We start from the raw sequence: 24,014 nt of genomic DNA, 5'->3' as shown, positions 1-24,014 counted from the left end.
ACCGATCGGACGATTGCGAGTCACATGGGCATGACCGAAGCGCACGACGCCGGCGCCCGATGGCCCGCTGGAGTACGAACGGGCCATTCTAGTGCATCGGCTGCGTCTCTTCAGCGCATCCCTGCACAGTGCGATGCATGCGCGCACCGATCGTGCACCGCATCATCGCGCACGCGCCGAGCGGGGCGAATCAGCGTTTTCCATCCCTTGCGTCCTGAATTGCGGCGCACCATGATGAATGCGTAGGCTCGTTGGCGACAGGGAGGTTTCATGGCTAGCTACAACAAGATTCTGCTGTGTTACGACGGCACGCTCGAAGGGCGCAAGGCCCTGCGTTGCGGCGCCAATCTCGCGATGGACCTGAAGGCCGAGACGCATTTGCTGTCGGTCGTCGACATGCGCTCGAGCATCGCGCAGAGCGCCGGTTTGCTGACCGACGTCGCGTGCGGCCGGTTCGAGGAAACCGCGCGTGAAATCCTGCAGGAAGGGGTGAACTGGCTGCGCGAACGCGGCGTGCAGGCCGAAGGCCATTTCGCGTTCGGCTATCCGATCGACGAAATCGCGAATCTCGCGACGGAGCTGAAGGTCGACCTCGTCGTGGTCGGCCATCGATGCCGCAGCGGGCTATCGAGATGGTGGATGGGCTCGGGCAACACGCAACTGCTCGATCGCGTGAACTGCAGCATCCTGGTTGCGTGTTCGTCGGCGGAAGAGCAGAAGGCCGAAATCGCGCGCGAGCGTGAAGCCGCGACGGCGAACGGCAAATGATCTGAAGACTCGATGGCTATCTGGCCGGTGATGCGTGCCGGCCAGGTGCCGCACCGCTTCGGCGGCGCGAGCGTCGAGCGCGGCCAGCTAGGCGTGCAGGTCGATCGAAGACAACTTCCACGAAAACAGCCCGAAGCGGTGAAAGATCGCCGCATAGCGTGTGCCGTCGGCACTGCGCTGGTAGGTCACGACAAATTCGTCGATATTCCGGTAGCCGGCGTTGGTTTGCTGCGGATGCGGTGATGGTGCGGCATCGACCGCGCTGGCCGGTACGGCGGCGGGCCCAGGCGGCGATGATGCGGCGGTAGCGGCGGTAGCAGCCGCGTTGCTGCCCGGCGTGACCGTGCTCGCCGGAGCCGGATTGGCGGATGGCGCGGCCGGCGGGCTGTTCGGCGGCGGATTCGACCATTCAGGTGGGCGCTCACCCGGATTGCCGCGCGGCGGCAATCCGCTCATCAACGCGGCCACGCCTTCCGGCGTCGCGTAGGCATCGACGAGCGGGCCGATCAGCGCGGACCCGATCAGCGCACCGATCACCGCGAACGGATTGTCCTTCTTCACTGCGTCGATTCGGCGCATCAACTCTTCCGTGACTTGCTGCTTCAGGCTGATGCGCAGCGACGGAAAATCGACATATTCGCTGATGGCCTGCGCATCGCGCGCATCGATCGCCGATTTCAGGCGACCGAGCGCGATGTACGGCGACGCGTACGCATAGCCGATCGCCGCGACGATGGCGACGGCCAGCACGACGATCAACAGGGGCTTGAGCCGCCATGCGCGGCGCGGCGATCCGGTCACGTTGCCTCCGGTGCGGACAGGTTCCGCAATCAGAGACCGCCCGGCGTAGCCGATCGTTCCTCGGCGATGCAGCGATCGATCATCCGGCACACGGCATCGATCGTGCCGACCATGATCAGGCGCGAACGGCCGTGATACACACGCACCGGCGCGCGGCGCGCGGGTTCCGCGTGATTCAGGCCGGCGTTCAGCGAGACCCGCGCGAAAGCGGGCAGCGCCGACGGCAGCAGGGACGCCTGCCGTTCGACTGCGACTTCTTCTTGCACGGGCGCCGCCGCGGACAGCGGTGCGCAGGGCGTCCGGCCGCGCAAGTGACGGAGGCGGCCGAATTGACGGAAAGGCAGCAGACGGGAAAGGCGTTCCATGATGTTCTCCTCAGCGAGACGGAATGTCAGAGTTCGCCTGATCGGATCAGTCCGACGGCGATGCCTTCCAGCGCGAATTCCGCGCTGCCGGCCTTGACGAAGATGTTTTCGTAATCCGGGTTCTCCGCGATCAGCTCGAGGCCGCCGGGCCGGCGCATCAGGCGCTTGACGGTGACGTCGTCGCCGAGACGCGCGACGATGATCTGGCCGTCCTTCGCTTCGGTGCGCTTCTGCACCGCGAGGAGGTCGCCGTCGAGGATGCCGGCGTCGCGCATCGACAGGCCGCGCACTTTCAGCAGGTAGTCGGGCTTGCTGGAGAACAGCGCGGGATCGCACGCGTAATGCTGCGAGATGTGCTCCTGCGCGAGGATCGGGCTACCGGCTGCCACGCGGCCGACGAGCGGCAGCGACAGCTGCATCAGGCCGGCATGCGGCAGCGTGAACTGGTGCGGGGCATCGTCGATGCCGAGCAGGCGGATGCCGCGTGACGCGCCGGCTGCCAGCTCGATCACGCCTTTGCGCGCCAGCGCGCGCAGGTGCTCCTCGGCCGCATTCGGCGAGCTGAAGCCCAGTTCGGCCGCGATCTCGGCGCGGGTGGGCGGGAATCCGGAGCGCTCGATCGCGCGACGGATCAAGTCGAACACTTGCTGCTGACGGGCGGTGAGTTTGGTCATGGCTCAACTGTATGGATAGACAGTGAGCTGTATTTTTATACAGTAGTTCGGGAATTTCAAGTGTTACTTGAGGTTCGACGCGATCGCGCCGGTTCCGACGCGATTTCGCGACGCCCGGACGCCGGTTCATCTGCCGCAACCGTCCATCCCGTCTGCGTTAGCACTTTTGAGTATTAAAAAATGAGGAACGATTATTTTTAATCATGTAACCCGTTCGCTAGACTGGCCCGACATCGCAATACCGACAACACTGGAGAACCAAGGATGGGCAAGCGCAATACGGGGCTGGTGGGCGGAGTGGGCCGCCTGATCGCAACACTCGCGCTGGGCGCGGCGGCGGCGCTGGGCGTCGCGACGCACGCGCAGGCCGATACGACTTTCCTGAACGTGTCGTACGACCCGACGCGCGAGCTGTATCAGGACTTCAACCAGGCGTTCGGCAAGGAGTGGAAGGCGAAGACGGGCGAGACCGTCAACTTCAAGCAGTCGCACGGCGGCTCGGGCGCGCAGGCGCGCTCGGTGCTCGACGGCCTGCAGGCCGACGTCGTCACGCTGGCGCTTGCGTACGACATCGACGCGCTCGCGAACAAGGGGCTCGTCAGCAAGGACTGGCAGAAGCGCCTGCCCGACAACGCATCGCCGTACACGTCGACGATCGTGTTCCTGGTGCGCAAGGGCAACCCGAAGGGGATCAAGGACTGGGACGACCTGACCAAGCCGGGCATCTCGATCGTCACGCCGAACCCGAAGACGTCGGGCGGCGCACGCTGGAACTACCTGGCCGCATGGGCGTACGCGGTGCACAAGCCGGGCGGCAACGAGCAGACGGCGAAGGAATTCGTCACGAAGCTCTACAAGAACGCGGGCGTGCTCGATTCGGGCGCGCGCGGCGCGACCACGAGCTTCGTGCAGCGCGGGATCGGCGACGTGCTGATCGCGTGGGAAAACGAGGCGTTCCTGTCGGTGAAGGAATTCGGCACCGACAAGTTCGAGATCGTCGTGCCGTCGGTGAGCATCCTGGCCGAGCCGCCCGTCGCGGTGGTCGACAAGGTGGTCGACAAGAAGGGCACGCGCAAGCTGGCCGACGCGTACCTGAACTTCCTGTACAGCCCGCAGGGCCAGGAGATCGCCGCGCGCAACTACTACCGGCCGCGCTCGAAGAACGTGCCGGCGGAGCTCACGAAGCAGTTCCCGAAGCTGAAGCTGTACACGGTCGACGATACGTTCGGCGGCTGGACGAATGCGCAGAAGACGCATTTCGCGGACGGCGGCGTGTTCGATTCGATCTACAAGCCGCAGTAACGCCATAACGACAGCGGCGCGCCACGACAGCGCGCCGCATCCCCGACGGGCCGCCGGCGCGATTCACTGCGCCGGCGTTTGCGTCGGACCCATGAGCAGCATCGACCCAGCAAGAGCATCCGATGACGACGTACACCTTTCGCAAGCCGAGCGCGCTGCCCGGTTTCGGCGTGACGCTCGGCATCACGGTGGCCTATTTGAGCCTCGTGGTGCTGATCCCGCTCGCCGCCACGTTCCTGAAGACCGCGACGCTGTCGTGGGACCAGTTCGTCACCGCCGTCACGTCGCCGCGCGTGCTCGCGTCGTACCGGCTGACGTTCGCGTCCGCGCTCGGCGGCGCGCTGATCAACGCCGTGTTCGGCTTTCTCGTCGCGTGGGTGCTCGTGCGCTACACGTTCCCGTTCAAGCGCCTCGTCGACGCGATCGTCGATCTGCCGTTCGCGCTGCCGACGTCGGTCGCCGGCATCTCGCTCGCGGCCGTCTATGCGACCAACGGCTGGGTCGGCCAGTATCTCGCGCCGCTCGGCATCAAGATCGCGTTCACGCCGGCCGGCGTGCTGGTCGCGCTGACCTTCATCGGGCTGCCGTTCGTCGTGCGCACCGTGCAGCCGGTGCTCGAGGATTTCGAGCGCGAGCAGGAAGAGGCCGCCGCGTGCCTCGGCGCATCGCGCTGGCTGACGTTTCGCCGCGTCGTGCTGCCGGCCGTGCTGCCGGCGCTCCTCACCGGGTTCGCGCTGGCGTTCGCGCGCGCGCTCGGTGAATACGGGTCGGTGATCTTCATCGCCGGCAATGTGCCGATGAAGTCCGAGATCACGTCGCTGCTGATCATCACGAAGCTCGAACAGTACGACTACGCGGGCGCGACCGCGCTCGCGGTCGTGATGCTCGTGGTGTCGTTCCTGATGCTGCTGCTGATCAACACGCTGCAGTGGTATCTGCAGCGCAGGACGAGCAAGGGCGCGAGCGGCCCCGCGCCCGTCACCGTCAACGCCGTCGCGGCAGGAGGCCAGCAATGAGCCAGGAGGCCACCGTCGTGCTGAAAACCCCGTCGCCGGCCGCGCGCGCCGCGAAGCGGCTCGACCCCGTCAGCGAGTCGCGCGTCGTGCGCTGGCTGCTCACGGGCATCGCGCTCGCGTTTCTCGCGTTCTTCCTTGTCGTGCCGCTTGCCGCGGTGTTCGTCGAGGCGCTGAGAAAGGGCGTCGGCTTCTATCTCGAATCGCTCGCCGATCCCGACGCGTGGTCGGCGATCAAGCTGACGCTGACCGTCGCCGCGATCGCGGTGCCGCTCAACCTCGTGTTCGGCGTGTGCGCGTCGTGGGCGATCGCGAAATTCGAATTCCGCGGCAAGGCGCTGCTGACGACGCTGATCGATTTGCCGTTCTCGGTGTCGCCGGTGATCTCCGGCCTCGTGTACGTGCTGCTGTTCGGCGCGCAGGGCTGGCTCGGGCCGTGGCTGCAGGCGCACGACGTGCAGATCATCTTCGCGGTGCCGGGCATCGTGCTCGCGACGATCTTCGTCACGTTCCCGTTCGTCGCGCGCGAGCTGATTCCGCTGATGCAGGCGCAAGGCACCGACGAGGAGGAAGCCGCGCGCGTGCTCGGCGCGTCGGGCTGGCAGATCTTCCGTCGCGTGACGCTGCCGAACGTGAAGTGGGGCCTGCTGTACGGCGTGATCCTGTGCAATGCGCGCGCGATGGGCGAATTCGGCGCGGTGTCGGTCGTGTCCGGCCACATCCGCGGCGTGACCGACACGATGCCGCTGCACGTCGAGATCCTGTACAACGAATACAACTTCGCGGCGGCGTTCGCGGTGGCGTCGGTGCTGGCGCTGCTCGCGCTCGTCACGCTCGCGCTGAAGCTGCTCGCCGAGCGCCACCTCGCCGCCGAACTGGCCGGCGCGCGCGACACCGTTCCCGCACATGCCGGCCCCGTCGCCGCCGTTTCGTCGAAATCGTAAAGAGGCAACCAGAATGGGTATCACCGTCCGTAACCTTCAGAAGCGCTTCGGCGATTTCACGGCGCTCGACAACGTCTCGCTCGACTTCCCGCCCGGCGAGCTGGTCGCGCTGCTCGGGCCGTCCGGCTGCGGCAAGACCACGCTGCTGCGCGTGATCGCGGGCCTCGAGCACGCGGATGCCGGCCAGGTCGTGCTGCAGGGGCTCGACGTCGCGTCGGTCGGCGCGCGCGATCGCCAGGTCGGCTTCGTGTTCCAGCACTACGCACTGTTTCGCCACATGACGGTGTTCGAGAACGTCGCGTTCGGGCTGCGCGTGAAGCCGCGCCGCGAGCGGCCGTCGGAAAGCGCGATCCGCGACAAGGTGCACGAACTGCTGAAGCTCGTGCAGCTCGACTGGCTCGCGCAGCGCTATCCGTCCGAGCTGTCGGGCGGCCAGCGTCAGCGCATCGCGCTCGCCCGCGCGCTCGCGGTCGAGCCGAAAGTGCTGCTGCTCGACGAACCGTTCGGCGCGCTCGACGCGAAGGTCCGCAAGGAGCTGCGCGGCTGGCTGCGCCGCCTGCACGACGATCTGCACATCTCGACGATCTTCGTCACGCACGACCAGGAGGAGGCGCTGGAAGTCGCGGACCGCATCGTCGTGCTGAACCGCGGGCACGTGGAGCAGGTCGGCAGCCCGCAGGACGTCTACGATCATCCGCAGAGCGCCTTCGTGTACGAGTTCCTCGGCGCGGCCAACCGGCTGCCGGGCACGGTTGCCGGGCGCGGCTTCGTGGCCGAGGGCGCGGCCGCGCCGATCGAGGTCGACGCCGATTTCGCGGGCCCGGCGAACGCGTACGTGCGGCCGCACGACCTGCAGTTGTGGCCGACCGCCGAAGGGCACCGCGACGGCATCGCGGTGGACGTGCGCCGCGTGATTCCGCTCGGCGGCTCGGTGCGCGTGGAGCTCGAGGCGCGCACCGGCGGCGCGCTGGAGGCGGAACTCGACCGCGATGCGTGGCGCGCGTTGTCGCTGCAGGTCGGCGACGGCGCGACGGCCGTGCCGCGGGCCGTGCGGGTGTTTCCCGCGAGTTGACGCAGGCAGACAGGGCAGGGGGCGCAACATGCTCCGATTCGACAATCAAACAACGACAGCCTAAGAGGCATACCCATGAATTTTCAGCAATTGCGGTTCGTGCGCGAAGCGGTGCGCCAGAACATGAACCTGACGGAAGTCGCGAACGTGCTGTACACGTCGCAGTCGGGCGTGTCGAAGCAGATCAAGGATCTCGAGGACGAACTGGGGGTCGACATCTTCATCCGGCGCGGCAAGCGGCTGACGGGGCTCACGGAACCCGGCAAGGCCGTGCACCAGCTGATCGAGCGGATGCTGCTCGACGCGGAGAACCTGCGCCGCGTCGCGCGCCAGTTCGCCGACCAGGACAGCGGCCACCTCGTCGTCGCGACGACGCACACGCAGGCGCGCTACGCGCTGCCGAAGGTGATCCGGCAGTTCACCGACGTGTTCCCGAAGGTGCATCTCGCGCTGCGCCAGGGCAGCCCGCAGCAGATCGCGCAGATGATCCTGAACGGCGAGGCCGATCTCGGCATCTCGACCGAGGCGCTCGACCGCTATCCGGACATCGTCACGTTCCCGTGCTATTCGTGGCATCACACGGTCGTCGTGCCGAAGGGCCACCCGCTCGTCGGCCGCGAGAACCTGACGCTCGACGAAATCGCCGAATACCCGATCATCACGTACGACCAGGACTTCACGGGCCGCTCGCACATCGACCAGGCGTTCACGCAGGCAGGCGCGGTGCCCGACGTCGTGCTGACCGCGATCGATGCGGACGTGATCAAGACCTACGTCGAACTCGGGATGGGGATCGGCGTCGTCGCGGCGATGGCCTACGATCCGCAGCGCGACACGGGGCTCGTCGCGCTCGATACGCAGCATCTGTTCGAAGCGAGCACGACGCGCGTCGGGCTGCGCAAGGGGGCGTTCCTGCGCGCGTATGCGTACCGGCTGATCGAGATGTTCGCGCCGCATCTGAACGAAGCGGAAATCGCAGGGCTGTTGCGCGAAGCCGTCTGACGACCGCGCGTCGTGCGCCATCCGCGCGATCGTCGCGGATGGCCCGACGCACGTTGCACCGGATGCCCTGCATCGCGAGGCGGCGGCCGATCTGCTGCCGTCATGGTCATCCGGCTGATCGAAACATCGATCGCAATCGCGTTTTCCCGATCCGCTGCTTCGCCATCCGCGGCGAACGACATGGTTCGATTGCCCGCACAACGACAAGAACACGCCGGCATGCCCGAACGCGTCGCTTCGGGTTCAGCCATTCGGCCGGCATGCCGGACGATACGTAGCCCGACAAATGTGATTCAATGCGCGTGAATGCCGAGTGACGCGCGTTCGCGCCGCGCGTCGGCCATCCTGCTTACTGGCCGGTTCGCAACTGCGGCGCAATCCGCCACGCCGGGCCGCGGTGCGCAACGCGAAGCCCGCAAGCCGTGCGCATTCGCAAAAACAATGCACACGGCTTATCCGTTCCGGCACATTCGGCAACCTATCGCGCAGCGCGCAGCACGCAACACGCGTGACGAAGAGGTAAACAATGGATCTGAAATGGTTGCTCTTTTCGTTCGAAGGCCGGATCGGGCGTCTGCCGTGGTGGATCTACGTGCTGGTTTCCACGGTGCTCAGCGCGGTGATCGATGCGGGTTCGCGCGGCTCGACGCAGGACGATCCGTCGCTGCCGGCGATGCTGGCGCTGATCGTCGTCGCGGTCGTGGCCGCGTGGTCGTCGATCGCGGTCGGCGTGAAGCGGCTGCACGACATCGACAAGTCGGGATGGTGGATGCTGTTGATGTTCGTCCCGATCGTCGGCGCGCTCGCGTTGTTCGTGATGAACGGCTTCATCGCCGGCACGCCGCATGCGAACCGGTTCGGGGAGCCGCCTTCGGCCGATGAAGACGAGCCCGCGCCGCGGGACCCGGCGTGATGCCGCGCTCCGAATAAACCCTTAAATATTGATCAGACAGGTTGCGCGCCGAAGCGAATCGGTACAGCATACCTTCACTCCGCCGGCTTCCCGCCGGCGGTGGCGCGTCAACGACAGCGCGCGTCAGGCAGTCGGCCGTCTGCCTCGCTTCCATTCCGTGGGTACCGACAGCAGCATCGATGGCCATTGCCCGGGTAGTGTGGCGCAAACGTTTGCTCACATTAAAACAACAGTCGAACAATAGTCCGGCCCGTTGGGCCAGCCGCCAGGAGATGTGTATGAATGTCCTCTTTCGCCGTCGCTTCCTGACCGCCGCGCTCGCCGCCGTCGCGGTCGCCGCCGCACCGGTCGCCCATGCGCAAGCCACGGCCAAGCCGAAGGTCGCGCTCGTGATGAAGTCGCTCGCCAACGAGTTCTTCCTGACGATGGAAACGGGCGCGAAGGATTACCAGAAGCACAACGCGAACCAGTTCGACCTGATCACCAACGGCATCAAGGACGAGACCGATACCGCGAACCAGATCCGCATCGTCGAGCAGATGATCGTGTCGAAGGTCGACGCGATCGTGCTCGCGCCGGCCGATTCGAAGGCGCTCGTGCCGGTCGTGAAGAAGGCCGTCGACGCGGGCATCATCGTCGTGAACATCGACAACCGGCTCGATCCCGACGTACTGAAGTCGAAGAACCTGAACGTGCCGTTCGTCGGCCCGGACAACCGCAAGGGCGCGCGCAAGATCGGCGATTACCTCGCGAAGAAGCTGAAGGCGGGCGACCAGGTCGGCATCCTCGAAGGCGTGTCGACGACGACGAACGCGCAGCAGCGCACGGCCGGCTTCCAGGACGCGATGAAGGCAGGCGGGATGAAGGTCGTGTCGGTGCAGTCCGGCGAATGGGAGATCGACAAGGGCAATGCGGTTGCCGCCGCGATGCTCAACGAATACCCGAACCTGAAGGCGCTGCTGTGCGGCAACGACAACATGGCGATCGGCGCGGTGTCGGCCGTGCGCGCAGCCGGCAAGCAGGGCAAGGTGCTCGTGGTCGGCTACGACAACATCAACGCGATCAAGCCGATGCTGAAGGACGGCCGCGTGCTCGCGACCGCCGATCAGTACGCGGCGAAGCAGGCCGTGTTCGGCATCGACACGGCGCTCAAGGCGATCGCCGAGCATCGCAAGCAGGCCGACATGTCGGGCGTGGTCGAGACGCCGGTCGATCTCGTCACGAAGTGACGCAGCCCCGATGCGGCCGCCGCCCTCAAGAATCGGGCGCGGCGGCCGTTATCCGGAGTGAGCGCGATCACGGCCACTGCATGCACATGCACTTGTGAGCGTCACACCCGCGCGCCGCGTGCGCGCGGCCGCAACCAGGATCGCGATGGACCCGACTTTCCAACCCTCCCGCGCAGCCGCTCCCGTGCTGTCCGTATCCGGCATCGGCAAGACCTATGCCGAACCCGTGCTCGCCGACGTCACGCTGACGCTCGAGCCGGGCCACGCGCTTGCGTTGACGGGCGAGAACGGCGCCGGCAAGAGCACGCTGTCGAAGATCATCGGCGGGCTCGTCGAGCCGACCGCCGGCACGATGCTGCTCGGCGGCGAGCCGTATGCACCGGCGAGCCGCACGCAGGCCGAGGCGCTCGGCGTGCGCATGGTGATGCAGGAGCTGAACCTGCTGCCGACCCTGACGGTCGCCGAAAACCTGTTCCTGAACCGCCTGCCGCGGCGCTTCGGAGTCATCGATCGCGCGCGGCTGCGCGACGATGCGCGGGCCGCGATGGCGCAGGTCGGGCTCGACACGGTCGATCCCGATACGCCGGTGGGCGCGCTCGGCATCGGCCATCAGCAGATGGTCGAGATCGCGCGCAACCTGATCGGCGACTGCCGCGTGCTGATTCTCGACGAACCGACCGCGATGCTGACCGCGCGCGAAGTCGAGCTGCTGTTCGAGCAGATCGACCGGCTGAAGGCGCGCGGGGTCGCGATCGTCTACATCTCGCACCGGCTCGAGGAACTCGCGCGGGTCGCCGAGCGTGTCGCGGTGCTGCGCGACGGCCGGCTCGTGCACGCGGGCGACATGGCGGCGACGACGTCCGACGGGCTCGTCACGCTGATGGTCGGGCGCGAGATCGGCGAGCACATCGATCTCGGCGAGCGCAATATCGGCGCGCCGCGGCTCGTCGTGTCGGGCCTGACTCGCGGCACGGCCGTGCGCGACGTGTCGCTCGAAGTGCGCGCAGGCGAGATCTTCGGCATCTCGGGGCTGATCGGCGCGGGACGTACCGAGCTGCTGCGGCTGATCTACGGCGCGGATGCGCCGGATGCGGGGACGATCGCGATCGGCCAGCCGCCGAAGCCGGTGCGGATCGGTTCGCCCGTCGAGGCGGTGAAGCAGGGTATCGCGCTGATCACCGAGGATCGCAAGGGCGAAGGGCTGCTGCTGACACAGTCGATCACCGCGAACGTGTCGCTTGGCCAGCTCGACCGGCTCGCGCGCGGCGGGATCGTCGACCGGGCGCGCGAAACGGCGCTCGCCGAGCAGCAGATCGACGCGCTGCGCATCCGCACGCACGGCGCGGCGCAGGCGGTCGGCGAGCTGTCGGGCGGCAACCAGCAGAAGGTCGTGATCGGCCGCTGGCTCGCGCGCGACATGGGCGTGCTGCTGTTCGACGAGCCGACCCGCGGGATCGACGTCGGCGCGAAGTTCGAGATCTACACTTTGATGGGCGCGCTCGCCCGCGAAGGCCGCGCGCTCGTCGTCGTATCGAGCGACCTGCGCGAGCTGATGCTGATCTGCGACCGAATCGGCGTGATGTCGGCCGGCCGCATGACCGCGGTGTTCGAGCGCGGCAACTGGACCCAGGATGCGCTGCTGGCCGCCGCGTTCGCCGGCTTCGGCCGCGAAACGCCGGCGGGCGGCGCGCAGCATCCGGACGCGGGGCAGGCGCCGGGCGCCGCTCCGGGCAATTCGACGACAGGACCACAGCCATGACCCAGCCTCCCGTAACCCCGACCGATGCAGGCGCGCAGCAGGACGTGACGGGGCGCCGCGCGCGCACGTTGTCCGGCACGCGGCTCGGCCTGTCGAACTACCTCGGGCTCGCCGGCGCGCTCGCCGCGATGATCGTGCTGTTTTCGACGCTGAGCTCGCATTTCCTGACCTACGATACGTTCAGCACGATCGCGAACCAGATTCCCGATCTCGTCGTGATGTCGGTCGGGATGACCTTTGTGCTGATCATCGCCGGGATCGACCTGTCGGTCGGCTCGGTCCTCGCGCTGGCCGCGTCGATGGTCAGCGTCGCCGCGCTGAAATGGCAGTGGGGGCCGCTGCCGGCCGCGCTGATCGGCATCGCGGTCGCGATGATCACGGGCGCGCTGACGGGCGCGGTCACGGTCGGCTGGCGGATTCCGTCGTTCATCGTGTCGCTCGGCGTGCTGGAGGCCGCGCGCGGCCTCGCGTACCAGCTGACGAATTCGCGCACGGCCTACATCGGCGACGCGTTCGATTTCCTGTCGAACCCGATCGCGCTCGGCATCTCGCCGGCGTTCCTGATCGCGGTCGCGGTGATGATCGCGGCCCAGTTCGTGCTGACGCGCACCGTGTTCGGACGCTATCTCGTCGGGATCGGCACGAACGAAGAAGCGGTGCGACTTGCGGGGGTTAACCCGCGGCCGTATAAAATTCTCGTATTCGCATTGATGGGCGCGCTCGCGGGGCTCGCGTCGCTGTTCCAGATTTCGCGGCTCGAGGCGGCCGATCCGAACGCGGGCGTCGGCCTCGAACTGCAGGTGATCGCCGCGGTCGTGATCGGCGGCACGAGCCTGATGGGCGGGCGCGGCTCGGTGATCAGCACGTTCTTCGGCGTGTTGATCATCTCCGTGCTGGCTGCGGGGCTCGCGCAGATCGGCGCGAACGAGCCGACCAAACGAATCATCACCGGCGCGGTGATCGTGGTGGCGGTCGTGCTCGATACGTATCGCAGCCGGCGCACGCGCGTGCGGTAGAAAGACAGACAGAACAGACCAGAGAGAAACGGGAAATGGCGACGATCAAGGATGTGGCGGCCATGGCGGGCGTGTCGTTTACGACCGTCTCGCACGTGGTGAACAATTCGCGGCCGGTGTCCGCGGATGTGCGTGCGAAGGTCGAGGGCGCAATCCGCGAGCTGAATTACGTGCCGTCGGCCGTGGCGCGCTCGCTGAAGGCACGCGCGACGGCGACCATCGGGCTCGTCGTGCCGAACAGCACGAACCCGTATTTCGCGGAGCTTGCGCGCGGCATCGAGGATCAGTGCGCGGCCAACGGCTATTGCGTGTTCTTCTGCAATTCGGACGACGATCCGGTCAAGCAGCGCAACTACCTGCGCGTGCTGCAGGAAAAGCGCATCGACGGGCTGATCGTCGCATCGGCCGGCGAGGACGCGGTGCTCGCGCAGACGCTCGCGGATACGCACGCGCCGCTCGTCGTCGTCGATCGCAACATCGAGGGGCTCGCGGCCGATCTCGTGCAGATCGACCACGAGCGCGGCGCGTACCTGGCGACGCGCCACCTGCTCGAGCTCGGGCACGCGAAGATCGGCTGCATCACTGGGCCGACCGACACGGCGGTCAGCGCGATGCGCGTGCACGGCTTCATCCGCGCGATGGCCGAGCGTGGGGTCGACATCGTGCCGGGCGCGATCGCGGAAAGCGATTTCTCGTGCCTCGGCGGTTATCACGCGGCGTCGCGGCTGTTCGAATCGGTGCGGCCGAGCGCGATCTTCGCGGGCAACGACCTGATGGGCGTCGGCGCGCTGCGCGCGGCGGCCGAGCGCGGCATGCGCGTGCCCGACGACTGTTCGATCATCGGTTTCGACGACATCGAATTTTCCCGCTACACGTATCCGGCCCTGTCGACGGTCGGCCAGTCGGTGCGTGCGCTCGGCGAAATGGCCGCGCAGACGCTGATCGAGCGGATCGGGGGCGGCTCGACGGCCGTGCCGAGCCGCCGCCGCGTCGTGTCGCCGCGCCTCGTGCTGCGCGAATCGACGGCGGTCTACCGCGAGCCGCCGGCCTCCGGCGGTCGCGCATGACGGCGCGCACGCGGGGCGCCGGCCGGGTGACGGTGGTCGGCAGCCTCAACATGGATCTCGTCGTGCGCGCGCCGCGTCTGCCGCTGCCGGGCGAAACGCTCGCCGGTCACGCGTTCGCGCAGGCGGCGGGCGGCAAGGGCGGCAACCAGGCCGTGGCCGCCGCGCGGCTCGGCGCGCAGGTCGCGATGATCGGCTGCGTCGGCGCCGATGCGCACGGCGCTGCGCTGCGCGCGGGCCTCGAAGCCGAGGGGATCGACTGCGGCGGGCTCGCGACGAGCGCGCAGGTGTCGACCGGCGTCGCGCTGATCGTCGTCGACGACGCGAGCCAGAACGCGATCGTGATCGTCGCGGGCGGCAACGGCGAGGTCACGACCGGGACGGTCGCCCGGCACGAGGCCGCGCTCGCGTCGGCCGACGTGCTGATCTGCCAGCTCGAGACGCCGCCGGACGCGGTGTTCGCGGCGCTGTCGGCCGGGCATCGGCTCGGCCGCACGGTGGTGCTCAATCCGGCCCCGGCCGTCGCACCGCTGCCGGACGGCTGGCTGCCGCTCGTCGATTACCTGATCCCGAACGAGGTCGAGGCGGCTGCGCTGACCGCGCTGCCCGTGCGCGACCCGGCGGAAGCGGAGGCCGCCGCGCGCGTGCTGCAGGCGGGCGGCGCGCGCAACGTGCTGATCACGCTGGGCGCGCGCGGCGTGCTCGCGCTGACGGCCGATGGTGCGGCGCGGCATTATCCGGCGCCGGCCGTGCAGGCCGTCGACACGACGGCGGCCGGCGATACCTTCATCGGCGGTTTTTCCGCGCGGCTCGCGGCCGGCGCGGACGTCGACGCAGCGATCCGCTTCGCGCAACGCGCGGCGGCGCTGTCGGTCACGCGGGCAGGCGCGCAGCCTTCGATTCCGACGCTCGCCGAACTGGCCGAAGAGTCGGAATAAGCCGAATAGATCCCTTTCAAGCGTCGTGGCCGACCGTCGCACGCGACGGCCGGCCGTGTCTGCGCGGCGTCCGCCGTCGCGGCGAACCTTCCGTCACGCCGCTGCGGGCGCGCGCCGAAGTGTGCATTTTTCGTTCAGCTATTTGTAATAAACAGACGAATAATTCGAAAAAATAGCGGAAACACCATCAAGTTGTGCGGGGCATGGTCGTAAATGCATCGGAAGCAGCCATGCTTCTAAGCGGCGGGCCGGTCCCGTCCATCACGACGCAACACAGGAAGGATGATGGTGTTCAAGAACCTGACGATTCGTGCGCGCATCGGTTTCACGATGGCGTTTCTGGCGGTGCTCCTGGCGGTGATCGGCGGGCTCGGCGTGTACGGCATGACGCGTGCGAACGAGACGACGCGCGAACTTTTCACGAACCAGATGCCGAGCGCGGTCGACGTGTCGGTGGCCGAGATCTACGCCGCACGCGAGCGCCTCGCGCTCGACCGTGCGGCGCTGCTGGCCGGCACGCCCGATGCGGCTGCCGCCGTCGAGCGAAGCCGCATGATGCGCGCGCAGTCCGACGCGTGGTGGCAGAAATACCTCGCGCTGCCGCGCGGCGCGGAGGAAGACCGGATCGCCCAGGACGTCGCCGCGAAGCGGCAGGCGTTGCAGGCCCAGTGCGACGCGTTCGGCAACGTGATCGGGACGAATCAGGCCGACCGGATCGGCGACGGCGCGAAGCAGCTCCAGGTGCGCTACAACGACCTCGCGACGGCGAGCGAGGCGCTGCGCAACTTCCAGTTCAGCGATGCGCAAACGAGCTTCGATCACGCGGAATCGGTGTACGAGACGCTGCGCGTGCTGGCGATCGTCGCGCTGCTGGCCGGCTTCGGCGCGGCGGTAGCGTCGTGGCTGACGTTGAGCCGTGCGATCGGCCGCCCGATTGCCGACGCGCTCGCGCATTTCGACGCGATTGCCGCCGGAGACCTGCGCCGGCCGATCGTCGTGGACCGGCACGACGAGATGGGCCGGCTTCTCGCGGGCCTCGGCAAGATGCAGCGCGGGCTCGTCGACACGGTGCGCACCGTGCGCGGCGGCAGCGAGTCGATCGCGACGGCCGCGCGCCAGATCGCGGCCGGCAACATCGACCTGTCGTCGCGCACCGAGGAGCAGGCCGCGGCGCTGCAGGAAACCGCGTCGAGCATGGAACAGCTGACGGGCACCGTGAAACAGAACGCGGACAATGCACGCCAGGCGAGTGCGCTGGCCGCGAATGCGTCGGAGATTGCAAACAAGGGCAATACGGTGGTCGGCCAGGTGGTCGGCACGATGGGCGAGATCAACGACAGTTCGGCGAAGATCGCGGACATCATCGCGATCATCGAGGGAATCGCGTTCCAGACCAACATTCTTGCGCTGAATGCGGCGGTCGAAGCCGCGCGGGCCGGCGAGGAAGGCCGCGGTTTCGCGGTCGTCGCGGGCGAGGTGCGCAGCCTGGCCCAGCGTTCGTCGGCCGCGGCCAAGGAGATCAAGGTGCTGATCGACGCGTCGGTGGCGCGCATCCGGTCGGGTTCCACGCTGGTCGACGAAGCAGGCCGCACGATGAGCGACGTGATCGGTGCGGTGCAGCGCGTGACGGACATCATGGGCGAGATCGCGGCGGCGTCCGAGGAGCAGAGCGGCGGGATCGACCAGGTGGCGCGCGCGGTCGCGCAGATGGACGAGGTCACGCAGCAGAACGCGGCGCTCGTCGAGGAAGCCGCGGCGGCCGCGCAGTCGCTCGACGAGCAGGCCGGGCGCCTGCGCGAAACGGCAGCGGTGTTCCAGCTCGACGACGACACGTCGCGCCCGGGCGGCGCCGCGCAGGTGGCGGTGCGTCACGCGCCGCGTGCTCCGTCCGCGGCGGTTGCCGTGCCCGCGCAGCCCGCCGCGCGCGACGAGCGCGATGCCCCGCCGAAACGCGCGGTCGCGGCGGCGCCGGTGCGCAAGCCCGTCGCCGCGCCTGCGCAGGCTGCCGCTACCGCCGGCGCGGACGACTGGGAGACGTTCTAAGTCGCGCGTGCCGCGCATCTATCCCCATTTGGTGACGAACGACGCCCGCGACATGCGGGCGTCGTCGTTTGGGCGGCGGGGAAATGTGACAAGCGATGCGCATGAATGGTGCTGCGTGAAACGTCGCGTGCATCGCGTGCCCGGCATCCGCGGACGGCGCGCACGGCGGCGCGTGAATTTCCCGCATTCGTGGTACGGGTATCTCCGTAAGGGCGCTGCGAAAAAAATTTGTAACGGTGCTCGCAACGTGTCGTCGCATTCGACCGCTCGAACGTATAGGGATGAGGGGGGAAGTGACGACGTCGAATGTGTCCAACGCACAAGACGTTCCGTTGTTCGACGAGACGCGGCGGATGCAGTTTCTGCGGCTCGGGGCAATGATTGTAAAACGACGAAATGCGTTGTCCAAGCGGTGTTGTCGAGAATGACGAACTTCATACGAAGAGTTCGTGAAAAAAAATAAGAAAGGGTTTAGGATGAATTCGAACGCGCTTGCTTCTGCGCAGTCGTACGAAGGCAGGCACGTCTTCAGACTCAGGCGAGGGAGGTAGCATGGATATTTACAGCAGCTTCGCGAACCGCTTCGAAAAAACCCGAGAGGAAGAGCTCTCGCTGGAGGAGTATCTCGCGCTCTGCAAGAACGATCCATCCGCGTATGCGACCGCGGGTGAACGCATGCTGGAAGCAATCGGGGAACCTGAACACATCGACACCCGCAACGATCCGCGCCTGTCGCGGATCTTTGCGAACAAGGTCATCAAGGTCTATCCCGCCTTCCGTGAGTTCTACGGAATGGAGGAAGTGATCGAGCAGGTGGTCGCGTATTTCCGCCACGCTGCGCAAGGGCTCGAAGAGAAGAAGCAGATCCTCTATCTGCTCGGCCCGGTGGGCGGCGGCAAGTCGTCGATCGCCGAGCGTCTGAAGCAGCTGATGGAGCGCGTGCCGTTCTATTCGCTGAAGGGCTCGCCCGTCAACGAATCGCCGCTCGGGCTGTTCGACTACGACGAGGACGGCCCGATCCTCGAGGAACAGTACGGCATTCCGCGCCGCTACCTGAAGAACATCCTGAGTCCGTGGGCCGTCAAGCGCCTGCACGAATACAACGGCGACATCCGCCAGTTCCGCGTGGTGCGTCGTTATCCGTCGATTCTGCGGCAGGTCGGCATCGCAAAGACGGAGCCGGGCGACGAGAACAACCAGGACATCTCGTCGCTGGTCGGCAAGGTCGATATCCGCAAGCTCGAACAGTATGCGCAGGACGACGCCGACGCGTACAGCTACTCGGGCGGCCTGTGCCTCGCGAACCAGGGCCTGCTCGAATTCGTCGAAATGTTCAAGGCGCCGATCAAGGTGCTGCATCCGCTGCTCACCGCGACGCAGGAAGGCAACTTCAAGGGCACCGAGGGCTTCGGCGCGATTCCGTTCGACGGGATCATCCTCGCGCACTCGAACGAGTCGGAGTGGAAGGCGTTCCGCAACAACCGCAACAACGAGGCACTGCTCGACCGGATCTTCGTCGTGAAGGTGCCGTACTGCCTGCGCGTATCGGAAGAGACCAAGATCTACGAGAAGCTGATCCGCAACTCGTCGCTGGCCGAAGCCGTCTGCGCGCCGGGCACGCTGAAGATGATGTCGCAGTTCTCGGTGCTGTCGCGCCTGCACGAGCCGGAGAATTCGAGCCTGTTCTCGAAGATGCAGGTATACGACGGCGAGAATCTCAAGGACACCGATCCGAAGGCGAAGTCGTACCAGGAATACCGCGACTACGCGGGCGTGGACGAAGGGATGACGGGCGTGTCGACACGCTTCGCGTTCAAGATCCTGTCGCGCGTGTTCAACTTCGATTCGAGCGAGGTCGCGGCCAACCCCGTGCACCTGATGTACGTGCTCGAACAGCAGATCGAACGCGAGCAGTTCCCGCCGGAAACCGAGCAGAAGTACCTGTCGTTCGTGAAGGACGTGCTCGCGTCGCGCTACGCGGAATTCATCGGCAAGGAGATCCAGACGGCCTACCTCGAATCGTATTCGGAGTACGGGCAGAACATCTTCGACCGCTACGTCACGTATGCGGACTTCTGGATCCAGGACCAGGAATTCCGCGATCACGACACGGGCGAGAGCTTCGACCGCGCCGCGCTGAACGCGGAGCTGGAGAAGATCGAGAAGCCGGCCGGCATCAGTAATCCGAAGGATTACCGCAACGAGATCGTGAACTTCGTGTTGCGTGCGCGGGCGGCGAATGCCGGCAAGAACCCCGTGTGGACGAGCTACGAGAAGTTGCGCGTCGTGATCGAGAAGAAGATGTTCTCGAACACCGAGGAACTGTTGCCGGTGATTTCATTCAACGCCAAGGGTTCGGCGGAGGAGCAGCGCAAGCATGAGGACTTTGTGAACCGGATGGTCGCGAAGGGCTATACGCCGAAGCAGGTGAGGCTGCTTTGCGACTGGTACCTGCGCGTGCGCAAGTCGTCATGACGCGCGCGGTACCGCGCCCGTACGGCCTCGCCGTGCGGGCGCTTTCAGAGACGCCGCCCGCATGACGGCAGACGGCATGTGCGGCGAGCGTCCCGGCATATCGACTTTCGAGCGGGAGACCGGGAGTGCTTCATCAAATCATCGACCGCAGGCTGGCCGGCAAGAACAAGAGCATCGCCAACCGCGAACGCTTTCTGCGTCGCGTCAAGAACTACATTCGTCGTGCCGTGTCGGACGCGGTGCGCGACCGTAGCATCAAGGATATCCAGAGCACGCAAAGCATCACGATTCCGCGCAAGGACATCGCGGAGCCGAACTTCCGGCACGGGCCGGGCGGACGTCGTGAATATGTGCACCCCGGCAACGAGGACTACGTGCGCGGCGACAAGATTCCGCGTCCGCAGGGCGGCTCGGGCGGCGGAGGAAGTCAGGCGAGCAACGAGGGCGAAGGGCAGGACGACTTCGTGTTCGAGCTGTCGCGCGACGAGTTCATGCAGTACTTCTTCGACGATCTCGAACTGCCGCGCCTCGTGAAGACACACCTGCTGACGGTGCCGAGCTGGAAGAACGTGCGCGCGGGCTGGTCGGCGGAAGGCACGCCGAACAACATCGACGTCGTGCGTTCGCTGCGCAGCGCGCTCGGGCGACGCATCGCGCTCGGTTCGCCGCTCGTCAACGAGCTGCGCGAACTCGAAGCGCAGCTCGAGGCGATGAAGGGCGATCCGGAAGACCGGCGCGCGGAAATCGCGGTGCTCGAGGCCGAAATCCACCACCTGAAGGGGCGCATCTGGCGGATTCCATTCATCGATCCGTTCGACCTGCGCTACATCAACCGCGTGAAGCAGCCGCAACCGTCGAGCCAGGCGGTGATGTTCTGCCTGATGGACGTGTCGGGCTCGATGGACGAGCAGCGCAAGGATCTGTCGAAGCGCTTCTTCATCCTGCTGTACCTGTTCCTCAAGCGCAACTACGAGCGCATCGAGGTCGTGTTCATCCGTCACCACACGCGCGCCGAGGAAGTGGACGAAGACACCTTCTTCCATTCGACCGAAAGCGGCGGCACGGTGGTGTCGAGTGCGCTCGAACTGATGCGCAAGGTGATGAACGAGCGCTACTCGCCGACCGAGTGGAACATCTACGGCGCGCAGGCGTCCGACGGCGACAACTGGACTGACGATTCGCCCAAGTGTCGCAAAATCCTGGAAGAGGATATCCTCACGAAGACGCGTTACTTCGCGTATATCCAGGTCGCGCCGGAAGAGCAGAACCTGTGGCTGGAATACGCGCAACTGGCGTTGTCGCAGCCGCATCTCGCGATGAAAAAAGTGGAATCGGCTGCCGACATCTACCCGGTGTTTCGCGAATTGTTCGAAAAGCAGGTGGAAATGTCATGACGACCCGCCATCTGCACAACGAGTCGCGCGGCTATGCGCCGCGCCCTTCCGGCGACGACAAGGCCGGTCCTGCCGCATCGCAGCAACGCGGGCAGGCCGAACCGCCGCCGGCCGCCGACTTGCCCGCTGCCGGGCAAAAGGAAGCGCGTATGAACGTTGCCGAACGCAAGCCGCTGCCGTGCCCGTCCGACTGGACGTTCGAACTGCTCGAGGAATACGACACGCACATCTCGCAGGTCGCCGAACAATACGAGCTCGACATCTACCCGATCCAGCTCGAACTGATCAGCGCCGAGCAGATGATGGACGCGTACGCGTCGGTCGGGATGCCCGTCAACTACCGTCACTGGTCGTTCGGCAAGCACTTCCTGTCGACCGAGAAGAGCTACCGTCGCGGCCAGATGGGGCTCGCCTACGAAATCGTCATCAACTCGAACCCGTGCATCGCGTACCTGATGGAAGAGAACACGATGACGATGCAGGCGCTCGTCATCGCGCACGCGGCGTACGGACACAACTCGTTCTTCAAGGGCAACTACCTGTTCCGGTTGTGGACCGACGCGCACGCGATCATCGACTATCTCGTGTACGCGAAGAACTACGTCGCGGAATGCGAGGAGCGCTACGGCCTCGATCGGGTCGAGGAACTGCTCGATTCGTGCCATGCGCTGATGAACTACGGCGTCGACCGCTACAAGCGGCCGCAGAAGCCGTCGCTGTCGAAGGAAGCGGCACTGCGGCGCGAGCGCGAGGCATACCTGCAGTCGCAGGTGAACGAACTGTGGCGCACGCTGCCGGGCAAGAAGCCTGAACTGACGGAAGAGCTGGACGACCGCTATCCGCCCGAGCCGCAGGAGAACCTGCTGTATTTCGCGGAGAAGAATGCGCCGCTGCTCGAACCGTGGGAGCGGGAAGTGATCCGCATCGTGCGCAAGATCGGCCAGTATTTCTACCCGCAGCGGCAGACGCAGGTAATGAACGAAGGCTGGGCGACCTTCTGGCACTACACGCTGCTGAACACGCTGTACAACCAGGGGAAGCTGGAAGACGGCTTCATGATGGAATTCCTGCATTCGCACAGCAACGTGGTCTATCAGCCGCCCGTCACGAAGCCGTACTACAGCGGGATCAACCCGTATGCGCTCGGCTTCTCGATGATGAGCGACATCCGGCGGATCTGCGAAGCGCCGACAGAAGAGGACTACAAGTGGTTTCCGGAGATCGCGGGCACGCCGTGGCTGCCGGCGATGCACTACGCGATGCGCAACTTCAAGGACGAGAGCTTCATCGCGCAGTACCTGTCGCCGAGCCTGATCCGCGACATGCGGCTTTTCTCGGTGCTCGACGACGACATGCGCGATTCGCTCGAGGTGTCGGCGATCCACGACGATTCAGGCTACCAGTACGTGCGGCAGGCGCTGTCGCGGCAGTACGACATCCATCACCGCGAGCCGAACATCCAGGTGTGGGCGGTGAACACGCGCGGCGACCGCAGCCTCACGCTGCGCCACTTCATGACCGACAACCGTCACCTGTCGAACGACAGCGACGAGGTGCTCAAGCACATGGCGCGGCTCTGGCAGTTCGACGTGTTCCTGGAAAGCGTCGACGAGGCCGGCACCGTGCGCAAGCGCTACGAGTGCCGCTACGTGCCGCCGGAGGTACGAATCTGAACGTCGACCGCGCAAAGTTTGCATCGGACGCCAGCCTCGGGCTGGCGTTTTCATATGACGAACGCGTGATAGGAGAAAAATTTTCTACATCAGGACGAACCCGGAGAGCCCGTTACTTTACATTTCGCTAAAATCCCGTAGCGCCGTGCACCGGAACCGGTGCCACGTGCGACCGCACGCGGCGGCCCCGGCCGTCTCGCCCAGAAAGCACTAAAAGGAACTGACCAATCCATGGACGTCCAGACCGACCAAGCTGCGCTGTCCGCGCACGACACCCGGCGGCGCGTGTTCGCCATCGTCGGCGCCTCGTCGGGCAACCTCGTCGAGTGGTTCGACTTCTACATCTACTCGTTCTGCGCGCTGTACTTCGCGCCGGCGTTTTTCCCGAGCGGCAACACGACGACCCAACTGCTGAACACGGCGGGCGTGTTCGCGGCCGGCTTCCTGATGCGTCCGATCGGCGGCTGGCTGTTCGGCCGCATCGCCGATCGCCACGGCCGCCGCAACGCGATGATGATCTCGGTGCTGATGATGTGCGGCGGCTCGCTCGTGATCGCGGTGCTGCCGACCTATGCGCAGATCGGCGCGCTCGCACCGGCGCTGCTGCTGGTCGCGCGGCTGTTCCAGGGGCTGTCGGTGGGCGGCGAGTACGGCACCAGCGCGACCTACATGAGCGAGGTGGCGCTGAAGGGCCGCCGCGGCTTCTTCGCGTCGTTCCAGTACGTGACGCTGATCGGCGGCCAGCTGTGCGCGCTGCTCGTGCTCGTGATCCTGCAGCAGACGCTGTCGGCCGACGACCTGAAGGCGTGGGGCTGGCGCATTCCGTTCGTGGTCGGCGCGGCGGCCGCGCTGATCTCGCTGTACCTGCGCAAGTCGCTCGACGAGACGTCGACGACCGCGTCGCGCGACAAGAAAGACGCGGGCACGATCCGCGGCGTGTGGCAGCACAAGGGCGCATTCTTCACGGTGGTCGGCTTCACGGCCGGCGGCTCGCTGATCTTCTACACGTTCACGACGTACATGCAGAAGTACCTGGTGAACACGGCCGGCATGCATGCGAAGACGGCCAGCAACGTGATGACCGTCGCGCTGCTCGTCTACATGCTGATGCAGCCGGTGTTCGGCGCGCTGTCCGACCGGATCGGCCGCCGCACGTCGATGATCCTGTTCGGCTCGTTCGCGGTGATCGGCACGGTGCCGCTGATGCATGCGCTGAAGGACGTGACGAGCCCGGTGGCCGCGTTCGTGCTGATCACGGTCGCGCTTGCGATCGTCAGCTTCTACACGTCGATCAGCGGGCTGATCAAGGCCGAGATGTTTCCGCCGGAAGTGCGCGCGATGGGCGTCGGTTTGTCGTACGCGGTCGCGAACGCGATCTTCGGCGGCTCGGCCGAGTACGTCGCGCTGTGGTTCAAGTCGATCGGCAGCGAGGAAACCTTCTACTGGTACGTGACCGTGCTGTGCGCGATCTCGCTGATCGTGTCGTGGCGGATGCGCGATCCGAGCAAGGAAGGGTATCTGCGTCACGAGCCGTGATCGTGCGCGACGTGTAGCCCGGCCCCGGGGCCG

At 66.2% G+C, this 24,014-nt stretch carries 20 protein-coding genes; 17 read left to right on the top strand and 3 right to left on the bottom strand.

Features of this window, described 5'->3' with window-relative positions:
- The first annotated feature begins 270 nt into the window (after nucleotides 1-270).
- Nucleotides 271-768 (top strand): universal stress protein, encoded by a 498-nt coding sequence (locus tag HWX08_RS20875; RefSeq protein WP_069256597.1) that lies wholly within the window; start codon nucleotides 271-273, stop codon nucleotides 766-768.
- 87 nt (nucleotides 769-855) lie between these two features.
- Here HWX08_RS20875 and HWX08_RS20870 read toward each other — a convergent pair whose 3' ends face one another.
- From HWX08_RS20870 to lexA, 3 genes are read right to left on the bottom strand one after another with little or no spacing between them, the layout of a single operon-like run.
- Nucleotides 856-1,569 (bottom strand): DUF2939 domain-containing protein, encoded by a 714-nt coding sequence (locus HWX08_RS20870; RefSeq protein WP_174921160.1) that lies wholly within the window; start codon nucleotides 1,567-1,569, stop codon nucleotides 856-858.
- A gap of 29 nt (nucleotides 1,570-1,598) precedes the next feature.
- Nucleotides 1,599-1,934, bottom strand: coding sequence for a hypothetical protein (locus HWX08_RS20865; protein WP_043182727.1), 336 nt, complete (start codon nucleotides 1,932-1,934; stop codon nucleotides 1,599-1,601).
- A 26-nt stretch (nucleotides 1,935-1,960) separates the two neighbouring features.
- On the bottom strand, nucleotides 1,961-2,608 hold the full coding sequence (gene lexA, locus HWX08_RS20860; RefSeq protein ID WP_009689103.1) for a transcriptional repressor LexA: 648 nt from the start codon (nucleotides 2,606-2,608) through the stop codon (nucleotides 1,961-1,963).
- Nucleotides 2,609-2,872: 264 nt separating this feature from the next.
- Between lexA and HWX08_RS20855 the strand changes: the two genes are divergently transcribed.
- The 16 genes from HWX08_RS20855 to HWX08_RS20780 all read left to right on the top strand — a co-directional run bounded on the left by HWX08_RS20855 (nucleotide 2,873) and on the right by HWX08_RS20780 (nucleotide 23,981).
- Nucleotides 2,873-3,910, top strand: coding sequence for a sulfate ABC transporter substrate-binding protein (locus HWX08_RS20855; RefSeq protein WP_069256599.1), 1,038 nt, complete (start codon nucleotides 2,873-2,875; stop codon nucleotides 3,908-3,910).
- Nucleotides 3,911-4,032: 122 nt separating this feature from the next.
- Complete coding sequence (cysT, locus tag HWX08_RS20850) at nucleotides 4,033-4,926, top strand: sulfate ABC transporter permease subunit CysT (RefSeq protein WP_069256600.1); 894 nt, start codon at nucleotides 4,033-4,035, stop codon at nucleotides 4,924-4,926.
- The gene (gene cysW / locus HWX08_RS20845; protein WP_174921161.1) at nucleotides 4,923-5,867 is read left to right on the top strand and encodes a sulfate ABC transporter permease subunit CysW; all 945 of its coding nucleotides are present in this window, start codon (nucleotides 4,923-4,925) and stop codon (nucleotides 5,865-5,867) included. Before cysT ends, cysW begins: the two co-directional genes overlap by 4 nt.
- Before the next feature lie 13 nt (nucleotides 5,868-5,880).
- Nucleotides 5,881-6,939, top strand: coding sequence for a sulfate/molybdate ABC transporter ATP-binding protein (locus HWX08_RS20840; RefSeq protein WP_069256602.1), 1,059 nt, complete (start codon nucleotides 5,881-5,883; stop codon nucleotides 6,937-6,939).
- A gap of 75 nt (nucleotides 6,940-7,014) precedes the next feature.
- Entirely contained in the window at nucleotides 7,015-7,941 is a 927-nt protein-coding gene (locus HWX08_RS20835) for a CysB family HTH-type transcriptional regulator (RefSeq protein WP_107314421.1), read from the top strand.
- Between the two features lie 526 nt (nucleotides 7,942-8,467).
- Nucleotides 8,468-8,854 carry a DUF805 domain-containing protein gene (locus tag HWX08_RS20830; RefSeq protein ID WP_069256604.1) on the top strand — a complete coding sequence of 129 codons (387 nt, stop codon included), beginning with the start codon at nucleotides 8,468-8,470 and terminating at the stop codon, nucleotides 8,852-8,854.
- Between the two features lie 278 nt (nucleotides 8,855-9,132).
- Complete coding sequence (locus HWX08_RS20825; RefSeq protein ID WP_069256605.1) at nucleotides 9,133-10,083, top strand: sugar ABC transporter substrate-binding protein; 951 nt, start codon at nucleotides 9,133-9,135, stop codon at nucleotides 10,081-10,083.
- Nucleotides 10,084-10,228: 145 nt separating this feature from the next.
- On the top strand, nucleotides 10,229-11,842 hold the full coding sequence (locus tag HWX08_RS20820) for a sugar ABC transporter ATP-binding protein (RefSeq protein ID WP_174921162.1): 1,614 nt from the start codon (nucleotides 10,229-10,231) through the stop codon (nucleotides 11,840-11,842).
- The gene (locus HWX08_RS20815) at nucleotides 11,839-12,858 is read left to right on the top strand and encodes an ABC transporter permease (protein ID WP_069256607.1); all 1,020 of its coding nucleotides are present in this window, start codon (nucleotides 11,839-11,841) and stop codon (nucleotides 12,856-12,858) included. Before HWX08_RS20820 ends, HWX08_RS20815 begins: the two co-directional genes overlap by 4 nt.
- A 35-nt stretch (nucleotides 12,859-12,893) precedes the next feature.
- Nucleotides 12,894-13,925 (top strand): LacI family DNA-binding transcriptional regulator, encoded by a 1,032-nt coding sequence (locus tag HWX08_RS20810; RefSeq protein WP_069256608.1) that lies wholly within the window; start codon nucleotides 12,894-12,896, stop codon nucleotides 13,923-13,925.
- Complete coding sequence (gene rbsK, locus HWX08_RS20805) at nucleotides 13,922-14,860, top strand: ribokinase (protein ID WP_069256609.1); 939 nt, start codon at nucleotides 13,922-13,924, stop codon at nucleotides 14,858-14,860. Before HWX08_RS20810 ends, rbsK begins: the two co-directional genes overlap by 4 nt.
- Before the next feature lie 285 nt (nucleotides 14,861-15,145).
- On the top strand, nucleotides 15,146-16,903 hold the full coding sequence (locus HWX08_RS20800; RefSeq protein ID WP_175807060.1) for a methyl-accepting chemotaxis protein: 1,758 nt from the start codon (nucleotides 15,146-15,148) through the stop codon (nucleotides 16,901-16,903).
- A gap of 552 nt (nucleotides 16,904-17,455) precedes the next feature.
- Nucleotides 17,456-19,378: a PrkA family serine protein kinase gene (locus HWX08_RS20795; protein ID WP_011351905.1), complete on the top strand. Its 1,923-nt coding sequence runs from the start codon at nucleotides 17,456-17,458 to the stop codon at nucleotides 19,376-19,378.
- 125 nt (nucleotides 19,379-19,503) lie between these two features.
- Nucleotides 19,504-20,772, top strand: coding sequence for a YeaH/YhbH family protein (locus HWX08_RS20790; RefSeq protein WP_069256611.1), 1,269 nt, complete (start codon nucleotides 19,504-19,506; stop codon nucleotides 20,770-20,772).
- Nucleotides 20,769-22,445 carry a SpoVR family protein gene (locus HWX08_RS20785; protein WP_069256612.1) on the top strand — a complete coding sequence of 559 codons (1,677 nt, stop codon included), beginning with the start codon at nucleotides 20,769-20,771 and terminating at the stop codon, nucleotides 22,443-22,445. The genes HWX08_RS20790 and HWX08_RS20785 overlap by 4 nt, the downstream gene beginning before the upstream one ends.
- A gap of 231 nt (nucleotides 22,446-22,676) precedes the next feature.
- Nucleotides 22,677-23,981: an MFS family transporter gene (locus HWX08_RS20780; protein ID WP_069256613.1), complete on the top strand. Its 1,305-nt coding sequence runs from the start codon at nucleotides 22,677-22,679 to the stop codon at nucleotides 23,979-23,981.
- Nucleotides 23,982-24,014: the final 33 nt, after the last annotated feature.

This window comes from Burkholderia metallica, from assembly GCF_902832845.1.
Taxonomy (GTDB): Bacteria; Pseudomonadota; Gammaproteobacteria; order Burkholderiales; family Burkholderiaceae; genus Burkholderia; species Burkholderia metallica.
Note: the sequence above shows the minus strand (reverse complement) of the source record. Positions and strands in the feature narration are given on the sequence as shown.